The organism is Peribacillus sp. GL_122, assembly GCF_057835005.1.
Genome location: NZ_CM174415.1, coordinates 2663977 through 2676150, shown reverse-complemented (window position 1 = coordinate 2676150; position 12174 = coordinate 2663977). Strand labels below are relative to the sequence as shown.

At 39.5% G+C, this 12174-nt stretch carries 7 protein-coding genes and 1 riboswitch; of the genes, 1 reads left to right on the top strand and 6 read right to left on the bottom strand.

Going from position 1 to position 12174, the window contains the following annotated elements:
* Window positions 1-54 precede the first annotated feature (54 nt).
* The gene (locus tag AC3ISB_RS12890) at window positions 55-768 is read left to right on the top strand and encodes a class I SAM-dependent methyltransferase (RefSeq protein ID WP_489276654.1); all 714 of its coding nucleotides are present in this window, start codon (window positions 55-57) and stop codon (window positions 766-768) included.
* A 101-nt stretch (window positions 769-869) separates the two neighbouring features.
* Here AC3ISB_RS12890 and AC3ISB_RS12885 read toward each other — a convergent pair whose 3' ends face one another.
* The 6 genes from AC3ISB_RS12885 to kdpA form a co-directional block, all read right to left on the bottom strand.
* Window positions 870-2420, bottom strand: coding sequence for a histidine kinase N-terminal 7TM domain-containing diguanylate cyclase (locus AC3ISB_RS12885; RefSeq protein WP_489276652.1), 1551 nt, complete (start codon window positions 2418-2420; stop codon window positions 870-872).
* A 269-nt stretch (window positions 2421-2689) separates the two neighbouring features.
* Complete coding sequence (locus AC3ISB_RS12880) at window positions 2690-4489, bottom strand: S9 family peptidase (protein WP_489276650.1); 1800 nt, start codon at window positions 4487-4489, stop codon at window positions 2690-2692.
* A gap of 138 nt (window positions 4490-4627) precedes the next feature.
* Complete coding sequence (locus AC3ISB_RS12875) at window positions 4628-6943, bottom strand: histidine kinase (RefSeq protein WP_489276649.1); 2316 nt, start codon at window positions 6941-6943, stop codon at window positions 4628-4630.
* Between the two features lie 63 nt (window positions 6944-7006).
* Window positions 7007-7564, bottom strand: a complete 558-nt coding sequence (gene kdpC / locus AC3ISB_RS12870) for a potassium-transporting ATPase subunit KdpC (protein WP_430098255.1) — start codon at window positions 7562-7564, stop codon at window positions 7007-7009.
* Between the two features lie 29 nt (window positions 7565-7593).
* A complete protein-coding gene (kdpB, locus tag AC3ISB_RS12865; protein ID WP_489276646.1) occupies window positions 7594-9633 on the bottom strand; it encodes a potassium-transporting ATPase subunit KdpB in 2040 nt (679 codons plus the stop codon).
* A gap of 22 nt (window positions 9634-9655) precedes the next feature.
* Window positions 9656-11329, bottom strand: coding sequence for a potassium-transporting ATPase subunit KdpA (gene kdpA, locus AC3ISB_RS12860; RefSeq protein WP_489276645.1), 1674 nt, complete (start codon window positions 11327-11329; stop codon window positions 9656-9658).
* Window positions 11330-11927: 598 nt separating this feature from the next.
* Window positions 11928-12069: riboswitch (cyclic di-AMP (ydaO/yuaA leader) on the bottom strand.
* Between the last annotated feature and the right edge of the window lie 105 nt (window positions 12070-12174).

The following is a 12174-nucleotide window of genomic DNA, read 5'->3' as shown; positions in this document are numbered from 1 at the left end:
CTTTGAAACCAAAGCATAAAATACATTTATACATGTACCAAAGGAGATTATGCCATGAACCACTCATACCAAGACGCACTAGCCATAATTGGAATTGAAGGGGCACACCCTGGTGGATTTGAACTGACTAAGCAGCTGTTGAAAAATGAAGAAATCGATCATACGTCAATAATCCTTGATGCCGGATGCGGGACTGGGCAAACCTCATCTTACTTGGCAAAAACGTTTCTTTGCCAAGTATCCGCGCTTGATAATCACCCAGAGATGGTGAAACATGCAAAAAAAAGATTCCAACAAACTAACTTAAGCATTGACCTATATAAGTCTTCAATAGAAGAACTGCCTTTTGACAATCATTCTTTTGACTTTATCATAGCCGAATCAACGACTGCATTCACGGATATACAAAAATCGCTCCGTGAATTTTTCAGGGTCCTTAAACTAGAAGGAACTTTGTTATCCATTGATATGACAGCAGAAACCAGCCTTGATTCTGCCTCAAAAAAAGAAATCATGGACTTTTATAATTTAAGAGAATTATTGACGCAATCCGAATGGTTAAAGGCCTTCCAACAAAACGGATTTACAGATTTAAAAATCTTGAGATCGAGTACCGTCTTAGAGGAATTAATGAATTCTTCAGCATCAAATAGCCTCGTTCAGCCATTGAATGAATCCTTGGAACGAGTCATGGACGAACATTACCGCCTCATTCTATCTTATGGAAACAGCCTCGGATATAGAGTATACAAAGCAAGTAAAAAGTAGGGCATTTATTATGCATTATGCAGTTCAATATTGTCAGGAATTTTGAACACAATAAAAAAACCTAGAACAAGTTCAAGGTTTAATGGGATGGTTCTGTTATCTTAGGCGATGATCTTTACACAATTTCGTCCATTCTTCTTTGCGGCATATAAGGCTTGGTCGGCCCGTGGCATCAATGTTTTGATGGATTGGCTTCGGTCACCAGCTTTAATTAAGACATGAGTCACCCCGAAACTGCAGGTAACGGAAATCTTCTCTTCATTAACAACTGTAATGCTTTCAGATACCTTTTTCCTTATAATATCGGCCAACTCATATGCAGTGGCTAAAGCGGTGTCCGGCAAACATATGATAAATTCTTCACCGCCATAACGCCCCAATAAATCTCCTTCCCGAATGTGTTCCTTTGCAGTATTTGCAACAAGCGTTATGACCGCATCCCCTGCTTCATGTCCAAAAGTATCATTTACATCTTTGAAATGATCGATATCGAACATGATGACTGAAACACTGCCGCCTTCCATGCTTAGAGCATCGAATAACATTTCCGATTTATTAATGAAAAATGTTCTATTCAATATTTGAGTTAATCCGTCCAAGCTGGCCAGTTGTTTCAACTTTTCCAGCATAAGAACTCTTTCAGTTACGTTCGCGAAGGTGATGATCTGTCCAATAGGCAGGTTACTTTTGTTGAGCACGGGTGAAAAACCAATATGGTAATGAACCAATTTACCATTTAGGCTGCAATTAAAATCACTGTCTTTCTTAAGTTCGATTATTTCGCTAAGATGATGATTCCCATTTAGCACACTTGTAATCGATTTACCTATGGAATGTTCATCCAACATGGGTATGACTTTGCGCATTCCATGGTTATAGTCAACAATCAAACCCTGTTGATTTAAAACGATGACTCCCTCTTTCATACTTTCAAAGACAGTTTCCCGAGCGATCGGGGCTACATTGAACATTTGAAAAGTCAAAAGTGCCGCACCATGAAAGATAAACGTGATACTCATGGATACAGGACCAAGATCGATACCATATGAGCTTAATCCATTAATATAATAGTAATTTGCCATTATAGGAATAAGAAGACCTGCCACCATCATTGATATTTGCATCCTGAATCTGAATGAGGATTTTTTCACCTGCTTTAGCAATATGATTATACTTATCATGACACATAAAAAAAGAAATAGGGATTGGACGTAAAACCAAGGGCCCCCCACCAATTTTATAATTGGAAAGGGACTATCGCTTCTCAATACCATTGATTTGTAATACAAGTGATGAAGGTCATTTGTATAATGCAAGAAGATGGTGATGAATGGAATGATGAAGAGCGCATATTGCCAAACCTTCTTAATTCTCTGCCCTATATATTCAATGCACATCAACAAAAGGAATACTGGGATGAATGGTAAGGCCAAGTACTCGACCCTTAACCAGAATATGATTTGTTCCAAAGATGTACTGGAAAGTTCGAAAGCATAGGAAAAAGTAAAAATGGAAGACAATAATGTCACGAGAATATAGGGTTTTGCTCCAGGTGCATCCTTGATCCTTAACTGTGCAAATAAACACAGGAACAAGCTTAAAACACCTGCCATTATAACTACGAGTATGTATAACAATAATTCCCGTGGCAATGCGATCAACTCCGTTTAACAAAAAATATTTTTCCGTATATTATATAGCACTTTATGACTAGATGACCAGAGTTTATTCAGGGAATTCTGAATTTTTATTGTCAGGTTTTTTTTAAACACGCCAAATTGGGAAGCTATTTATTAACTCCCCAAACCGCCGAACCTAAAATAACATCCAGTTTTCAAACATAAAAACCCTGCTTCATCGCTTTGAACGTGAGTGGCAGGGTTTCCAATTAAATGAAATTAAACGAATTTTCAGATGCGGATTATACCTTCTCTGTTATTGCTGTGAATCGCTTTAAGAATGTGAGTATTTTTTGATAGACGGCAATTTCATTTTCTTTTTTGGAAAATCCATGTCCTTCATCTTCCAGAAGCATATAATCGACATCTCTTCCTTTATCCTTCAACGCTCGAACGATTTGATCTGATTCTGCTTTGACGACACGGGGATCGTTTGCTCCTTGAATAACAAGCATTGGCTTTATCATGGATTCTAAATAGGTGATAGGCGAAAACTCGATTAGTTTTTCTTTATCTTTTTCCGGATTTCCTACCCACTGATCCATGACTGGCTTCCAGTCTTCTGGAACGGAATTGATAAATGAGAAGAGGTTGGATGGTCCGAAAATATCGACAACCGCTTTAAAATAATCCGCATGACGACCGTGTAGCAGAAGTGCCATATACCCTCCGAAACTTCCCCCCATCAATAGAATGTTACCTTTTTGTGCATGCCCTTGGTTAATGAGCCAATCAAGGCCGGCTACATTATCAAGTCTTGGTCCATTTCCCCAATCTCCCTCAACCATTTTCGTGAATTCCAAACCATATCCAGTAGAACCGCGGAAGTTTGGCGCAAAAATACTGTAACCGTGATTTAGGAAAAATTGAAATGATGCCCTAAAGGACTTCCGTTCTGCCGCTTGAGGACCTCCATGTGGCCAAAAAATGACTTCACCATTGTCGTTTTCCCTTTTTGCCCTAAAAAATAACGATTCGATCTCCAGGCCATCAAAGGAAGGGTATGTAATGATGTCCGGTTCAACCAATTCATTGGAATCGACGCCAGGAACAGTATATTTAGTTAATGATACCCACTCATCACCTGTTTTTTTATAGATATTATGAGGCTTTGTTGCGCTCATGCCAAATAAGTAAAGCGTGCCAGATGAAGCAACCTCAAGTTTATTAATGACGCTGCACGGGACGGGAATATTTCTCCAGCCTTCATTTTGCAGATTGAATTCATATAATTGATCCTCTACACCCTTTTGACTGGTTATATATAATAGTTGGTTCTCTTTACTATATTTAATGGCAGTAAAACTCTCATTCTCCAATTCTTTAACTTTACTGAATTTGTTTGTTTCAAGATTGTATGAAGCCAAATAGGTAAAGTCCGAATCATAATCAGTCAATAAATATATCATCGAATCCGAAACAAAAACACCATCATTCACTGTGTGTTGTTTCTCAGAGGGCGGAGTGAGCAGGATATCTTCGTTCCCTTTTTTTGCATAGAGAAGGGTATATGTATTAGCAAAGTGTTTATAGTAAAGTAAGGTTTCTTCATCTGGGCTGAAGCCAAATAAATAGGTCGCTGCGCCTTTCCCCTCCAGTACCAGCCTCTCCTGTCCTGATTCTAAATCTAAACAATAGGAATTCAGAAAGGAAGGATTTCCTCTGGATGTCGTGTAATAGAGCTTTTTACTGTCATTCGATAATTTTGGCATGAAATTACGTGTATTTTCATGATGGACGATTTCCTTCATTGTCCCGCCATTCAAAGGAACCCCGTAAAACTGGGTATTTTCATTGCCGTCTTGATCGAAACCAGCAATTATAAACCGGCTCTTCTTATCATATATCAGCTCTTGGCAGCTCTGATCAATGGATGTAAGCGGATATGGAAAAGAGTTTGGTAAATTCATTCCCCATAAATTATACTTGCCGCTCAAATTGGTACTGAAAACCAGATGTTTTTCATCTGGACTTACAGCAAAATCAGCAATGGAAAAGGTTCGTAAAAATTGCTCAACATCAGGTTTAGGAAAAGTGATCATTTTTGGCAACCCCTTACATTTATAATATAAAGAAAAATCCGTAATTAATTATACCATATTTTCCCTTCCAACAGGTAAAATGAAATCTGGAAATTCACGATCGCCACTTCTTAAAAAATTACTGCCCTGATATAAGAATTAATCAGCTACGATCAAAACATCAAGATGTCTAGCTTCTCTTAGAAGACGAGCAACAATGGATCCACCCATAATTTCTTGCCATCTCGTTCTTGCTGATTGCCCTAAAATGACTTGTGTTGCTTTTTTAGTGAGTAATTGTTTCTTGATCTCCTTGACCACAGATTGCCTATCCCTCGTTGTATATAATTTAAAAACGCCTCCTAAGCGATGTGTAAGGCTTAGCAGTTTATCAAGTATCAATTTTTCATCAGTTCGCAGTTCATTTTGATGTTTGACGAAAATAACATACCAATTCGCTTTAAGTCGATAGGCTATACGAAACCCCCTTCTAATTAAACGCTCAGAATTCGCTCTAAGATTGACACAGACAAAAATCACTTCATCTTTTCTCCAAGGACCTCTTACTCCTTCCTTCCGTTTCATGGATTCTAATCTGTCATCCACATCATCCGCCAATTCTCGGAGCGCAAGTTCTCTCAACGCTATAAGGTTCTGTGTCTTGAAGAAATGGCTAAGGGACTGTTCGACTTTATCCATGGCATAAATATTACCTTCCTCCATCCTTTTTCTGAGAGCATTTGGTGAGATATCGATCATCTCAAGTTCATCTGATAAGTGGAGAATGCTGTCAGGTACTGTTTCTCTTACGAAAACACCAGTAATTTGCTTCACACTATCTTTCAAGCTTTCTATATGTTGAATATTCATCGTGGAAATAACCGAAATTCCAGCTTCCAAAATGTTCATTGCATCTTGATATCTTTTTTGATTCTTGCTTCCCGGTACGTTCGTATGTGCTAATTCATCTATTAAGACCACTTCAGGATTCCGAATGATAATCGCATCTAGATCCATTTCCTCCAACATTACGTTTTTATATGGAATGAGTTTTTTTGGCAAGATTTCTAAATTTCCCACTTGGGCAGCTGTCTCTTTTCGCCCGTGTGTCTCCAATAATCCAATCACTACATCTATTTCATTTTCCTTCAATTGATTCGCTTCCCTAAGCATTGTATAGGTTTTTCCAACACCTGGAGCAGCTCCGAGATAAATCTTAAATGTCCCTCTTTTCACCCCTTCGACTTTTTCATGCAATTCATCAGGTGTGAGTCTGTGATATGGATTTCCACTACTTTTTTCCGTCTTTATTGCAGGGATGATTCTCTCACCAAATGCTTTAACCCTTTCTGCTACAATAAATACATCAATGTTCTTCGATTTTCTCAATATTTTATTGATAATGGAACCGTTGATCATCTCCTCCCAAGCTGACTTTTTGGATTGGCCTAGGATAATTCGAGTTATATGATGACTCATGGAGAATCCAACTATTTCTTCTGCTATTTCGTCACCATTCATTGTAATCTCGATAAAACTCCCATTTAATTTATTGATCAGTTTTTGCATGGAGCTTTTAAAGGTTTCTTCCTCTTCTGATAGTTTTTTGGATAGTGGGATAAAGCTGGCGATTATAAGCTCTCCTCCCAACCGTTTGGCAATTTGCTCTCCTCTTCTTATTAATATGGAGCCATTCCAATGATATTGTACACAGACCAATATTCGTTCCGTGGCACCTGAAGGTCCCATTAACCCTTCTAGTTCCCTGTGTTCAGTTAGGTCATCTTCCACTTCTTCCGCTAAAAACCGAAGTGACAATTCCCTAAGGGTGGCAAGATTTCCGTTGTTGTAAAACTGTAACGTCCCTTCGTTTTTTTTACCGATTTCCCCATTTTGCAGACGTTTTAAAATGGCTTCTGGAGTGACGTCCAATAAACGTACTTCATCAGCCTTTGTCAAAGTATCTTCTGGAAGCGTAACCTCTACGTGAAGCGGCAGATTCAGCAATTGCTCTGCGACTTTCTTCACTCCTTTCAACTCATAAATATTTATCGTCGTAATGACACTGATTTCATTCTTAATTAATTCCATAACGTCTTCCAATCGGGTGGCGTTTTTTGAATTTATATGATTTTCATGAGCCAATCGATCAACTAAAACAACCTCCGGATTCCGTTTGTAAATCTTATCTAAATCAAGATCCTGTTCTACGTGTCCATTTCGCTCCCATTCTATAATCGGGATAAGTTCTAGACTGCCTAATTGCTTAAGTGTCTCAGGACTGCAGGACTTATTGACGACCCCGACAACTACATCAATCCCACGTTTCTTCATTTCATTTCCTTCAAGAAGCAATTGATAAGTCTTGCCTGAACCGGTTACAGCTCCAAGTATGATTTTCAGCCGTCCCCTTTTGATATTGGAAATCGACTCGTTAATTTCATTTGGTGTTTTCCTTCGAAACTGTTCCGACATATAACCACCTCCAATTATTGTTCTATATCAAAAGTTGAGTCTACTAAACTCTCCAAATCTTCATTATTTCAATTTGTCCAATGCCATATTCAACTCCAAAACATTAATTCGCGGTTCACCAAAAATTCCAAGCGATCGGCTGCTCGTATGTTTTTCCACAAGAAGATATACCTTTTTTTCAGATAATCCCCTTTCATGAGCAATACGGGAAACCTGAACCTTCGCGCCATTAGGGGAAATATTGGGATCAAGCCCTGAACCCGAATTCGTCATTAAGTCAGATGGTATATCTGCCTTTTCGACAGTAGGGTTTTCTTTTAAAAATATAGAAATATCTTCTTTTGTCCGAATTATTAACTCCTCATTTGAAGAAGAAAAGTTCGGCATACCTGAACCAGCCGCATCATATCCAATAGAAGAAACACGGCCATGAAAATACCCAGGCTCTTTAAAGGATTGACCGATCATTTTCGAACCGATCAATTCACCCGAATCATTTTTAATTAAACTGCCTTCTGCTTTTTCGGTCATCATCAACTGTGCTAATCCTGTCATCAGTAACGGATATGCCATTCCGCAAATGATAAGAAGCACCAAAACCAAACGTATATTTTTTAACATGGATTTCCTCCCACCCTCAATATATATTTTCAAGCCACTTTAAAGGCAACAAGAAGCAAATCAATTAATTTAATTCCCAAGAAGGGAATTAACACTCCTCCTAATCCATAAAAGAACAAATTCCTGGTCAATAATCTTGTAGCACTCATAGGAACATATTTAACCCCTTTCATTGCCAACGGTATAAGCAATGGAATGATGATGGCGTTAAATATTAAAGCTGATAATATAGCGCTTTGGGGTGTCGCCAATCCCATAATGTTGAGGGCTTTCATTTGAGGTATCGCCAGCATGAACATGGCTGGGATTATCGCAAAATATTTAGCTACATCATTAGCGATGCTAAAGGTTGTCAATGCCCCCCGGGTCATGAGCAGCTGTTTGCCAATGGCTACCACTTCAATGATTTTTGTCGGATCCGAATCTAAATCCACCATATTGGCGGCTTCCTTCGCCGCGTTAGTCCCTGTATTCATCGCCAATCCCACATCTGCCTGTGCCAATGCTGGCGCATCGTTCGTACCGTCTCCAGTCATGGCCACAAGCTTGCCATCCGCTTGTTCCCGCTTGATGACTGAGATTTTATCTTCTGGCTTAGCCTCGGCGATAAAATCATCGACCCCTGCTTCTTTCGCGATTGTTTCTGCTGTTAAGGGATTATCCCCGGTACACATTATGGTTTTAATACCCATTTTCCTTAATTCATCAAAACGTTCCTTCATGCCTGGTTTCACTGTATCTTTCAAATATATAGTGCCAAGTATACGGCTTCCCTCTGTGACAACCAAAGGAGTACCGCCTTTTTTTGCCACTTCTTCACAAGTGTCTTTTAATCCGATAGGCACATTCCCTCCCTGATGCACTATATATTCCATTATTGTATCAACTGCACCCTTTCTGACCCTTTTCCCATCAGGAAAGTCCGTTCCGCTCATTCTGGTTTCTGCGGTAAATTCAATCCCTTCCGTACCGTTTTTATTCAGCAAGTTTTCAGGTAATCCATTTTTTTTGGCGAATTCCAAAACAGACCGGCCCTCAGGGGTTTCATCATGTAAAGATGCGTATACAGCATATTGGTTAAGCTCTTCCTGACTTATACCGGTAGCTGGTATTAAGGCAGAGGCCATACGGTTACCATGTGTTATGGTTCCTGTTTTATCAAGGATTATCGTATTAATATCACCTGCGGCTTCCACCGATTTCCCCGACTTCGCAATTACATTGAATTGTGTTACCCTATCCATACCTGCTATTCCTATGGCTGAGAGTAATCCCCCGATTGTGGTGGGGATCAGGCAAACCAGCAAAGCTACCAAGGTAGCAATCGGAAGGGTAACATGAATATATGACGCAATCGGAACCAGCGTGGTACATACAAGTAAAAAGATGATGGTTAAGCTAACCAGGAGTGTACCTAGTGCGATTTCATTCGGTGTTTTTTGCCTTTTAGCTCCTTCGACCAAATTAATCATCCGATCAAGGAAGGATTCACCTGGGTCTGCACTGACTTTAACTTTGATAAAATCACTGATGACTTTTGTACCTCCTGTTACAGAACTGAAATCCCCACCAGGTTCTTTTATTACGGAAGCTGATTCACCCGTAATCGCTGATTCATCTATAGCGGCCACTCCTTCAACGATTTCTCCATCCGTCGGTATTAAATCGTTTGCCTTTACTAAAACCAGATCGCCTTTACGTAATTGCAAAGCATCAACTTCTTTTATGGACCCATCTTTCTGGATTAACCTTGCTTTAGTTTCCTGCTTTGTCTTTTTGAGGCTATTTGCTTGTGCCTTTCCGCGTCCCTCTGCAAGAGCTTCGGCAAAATTAGAAAAAATGATCGTTAAGAATAAAATGATGGATACTGCAATGTTAAACCCCTTATCAGCCACTCCGCCAAATAGCGCAGGAAATATAGACAGAAGAAGCGTAATGGCAAACCCCACTTCAACTACAAACATGACTGGATTGCGAGCCATAACTTTTGGATTCAATTTTTTGAGTGCTTCTTTAACTGCCTCATAAACAATGTTCTTATTTAAATTTGCTATTCGCTCTATGCTCATTTGAAATGCCCCTTTTCAACATTTATCTAATCGTAAGCCACTCCGCAACAGGTCCAAGTGCAATTATAGGAAAGAAAGTCAAAGCGCCAATAATTAAAACCGAAGCTAAAAGAATGACAAGGAACGTACAATTATCCGTTTTGAACGTTCCGATAGTCTCTGGAACACCTTTCTTTTCCAGTAATGATCCTGCGACGGCAATCATGGCGATCATTGAAAAATAACGTCCGAATAACATGACTAAACCAGTGGAAACATTCCAAAAAGGGGTATTGTCTCCTAAACCTTCAAAACCCGAACCATTATTAGCTGCAGAAGAGGTAAACTCATAAACTACTTGAGTAATACCATGAAATCCCGGGTTTGAGATAGATGCTGAACCCATTTGTGTCACTAAAGCAATGGCCGATGGAACTAATATGATCAATGGGTGGAGAAGAATCGCTATAGCTATCAACTTCATCTCCTGGCCTTCAATTTTCTTACCTAAAAACTCAGGTGTACGTCCTACCATAAGTCCGGCAAGAAATACAGCCAATATGGAATACATGAGAATATTGACCGTCCCCACACCATCTCCGCCAAATACACAATTCACCATCATCATTGCAAGTGGTGCTATACTTCCCAGAGGTGTTAGGGTATCATGCATATTATTTACCGACCCCGTAGTTGCAGCTGTAGTTATGCTAGTGAATAAAGCACTCTGAGCCACCCCGAAACGAACCTCTTTCCCTTCCATACTCCCATCCTCTTGTGAAAGGCCTATTTGCTCCAATGCTGGATTGCCATTTTTCTCATTAAAATAAGCAATGCTTAAGAAGAGAAGTAACATGAATGCCATCGCTGAAAATAGGATCCAGCCCTGCTTCTTATTCCTCGCCATATATCCAAACGTCAGCGGAAGGGCTGCGGGAAGAAGAAGCATGGATAACATTTCCAATACATTAGTAAAAGCATTAGGATTTTCAAATGGATGGGCTGAGTTGACCCCAAAGAACCCTCCTCCGTTTGTACCAATGTGCTTAATGGATTCCAGTGCCGCTACGGGTCCCCTTGCTATATTTTGGGTTGCTCCTTCTAATGTTGTCGCAACTGCCGTAGGGCTAAATGTTTGCGGAACTCCTTGCGACACTAGGACTAAACCAATTAAAATCGATAATGGAAACAGCACTCGAGTAATCGTACGGATTAAATCCACATAGAAGTTTCCTAGACTCCGCTGACCTGTCAACCCTCTAAAAAAAGCTATACATAAAGCAATGCCGGTAGCTGGGGTCGTGAACATCAAGAATACGATTACTGCCATTTGGGATAAATATGAAAGTCCTGATTCTCCACTGTAATGTTGTAAATTTGTATTCGTAAGAAAGCTTGCAGCTGTATTCAATGCCAACAATGGTTCCATGTTGACTATCTTATTGGGATTTCCCGGTAATTCCCCTTGGAAGCGAATGATAATATAAGAGACAATGAACATCACTAAATTACTCATCAGCAGTGCTTTGGCGTACTGCTGCCATTTCATATCCTCCGTCTTAATGCCGGAAAGCTTAAAGATAAACCTTTCCATCCTCCCAAACACGCGATCTTGTTTCGTTAAATCAAGGGAATAAACATCCGTTAAGTATTTAGCCATTGGTATGGCCAATATAACCGCAATTGCCAGTACCACAACGATTTGCAATAGATCCATTTACTTCTCCTCCGTTAGTCACCCCTAGTATTTTTCCGGATATATGAGGGCATGTATTAAATACAACGTTACCGCTCCGACAATTATCATTAAGAACATTTCCTTACTCTCCCTTTGAAATGACATTATTACAAAAATGAATGAATCCTAAAAAGAGGATAAACGTTGTAACCATTATTGAAATTACTATACTTTCCATTTCTCTCTCTCCTCCCGCATTAATAAATGCCTATATTCTCCTTCACCTCCTTAAAGATACGAATGGTCTTTTACTCAGACAGACGTCGTTAAGGCATAAAAAAATAGACCAATGTTACTTTTCCCCTTGTTTGCAGCGCTGCACAAATACAGTCTCCGTCCTACAGCGTCATGATCCACGACGCATCAGAAAAAGAAAGATATACAGAAACAAACATTTTGTTGGAGAAAAAGTAATCATTGGTCTACTTAACGCCCAGCAAGCGATAGAGCTTACTCCACGATCCGTCTCCCAAGAAACCTTTTCAATTATAGGCATAATAAAAAGACCTACGGAAATGTCAGGTTGCAATTTTGCTATAACATAACAAAAAAGCCTCCTGAATCAAGGTGGTCTTATGACCTCCTTCGCTTTAGCCGACGAAGTTAGCTGACGGGTAGGATGGCGAAAGAGTGTCTCATCCCTTCTGCAAATGCAGAATTAACCCCATAAAAAGTGGGTCCTCCGTTCTCAATCACTTGAGATTTGGCCGGTATCTAATTGTTTTTCATGTGAATTATTGTACGCTCCTAATTAAAGGTTTGTAAACTCATATAAACCTTTAAAAACCCTCATTTTTGATTATTTAAGACGATATTTACCCAAT

What these genes read in the sequence shown, in the direction of transcription:
- kdpB (WP_489276646.1), bottom strand. Translation starts at nt 9,633, where the DNA reads ATGAGCATAGAGCGAATAGCAAATTTAAATAAGAACATTGTTTATGAG.
- AC3ISB_RS12880 (WP_489276650.1), bottom strand. Translation starts at nt 4,489, where the DNA reads ATGATCACTTTTCCTAAACCTGATGTTGAGCAATTTTTACGAACCTTT.
- kdpC (WP_430098255.1), bottom strand. Translation starts at nt 7,564, where the DNA reads ATGTTAAAAAATATACGTTTGGTTTTGGTGCTTCTTATCATTTGCGGA.
- AC3ISB_RS12890 (WP_489276654.1), top strand. Translation starts at nt 55, where the DNA reads ATGAACCACTCATACCAAGACGCACTAGCCATAATTGGAATTGAAGGG.
- AC3ISB_RS12875 (WP_489276649.1), bottom strand. Translation starts at nt 6,943, where the DNA reads ATGTCGGAACAGTTTCGAAGGAAAACACCAAATGAAATTAACGAGTCG.
- kdpA (WP_489276645.1), bottom strand. Translation starts at nt 11,329, where the DNA reads ATGGATCTATTGCAAATCGTTGTGGTACTGGCAATTGCGGTTATATTG.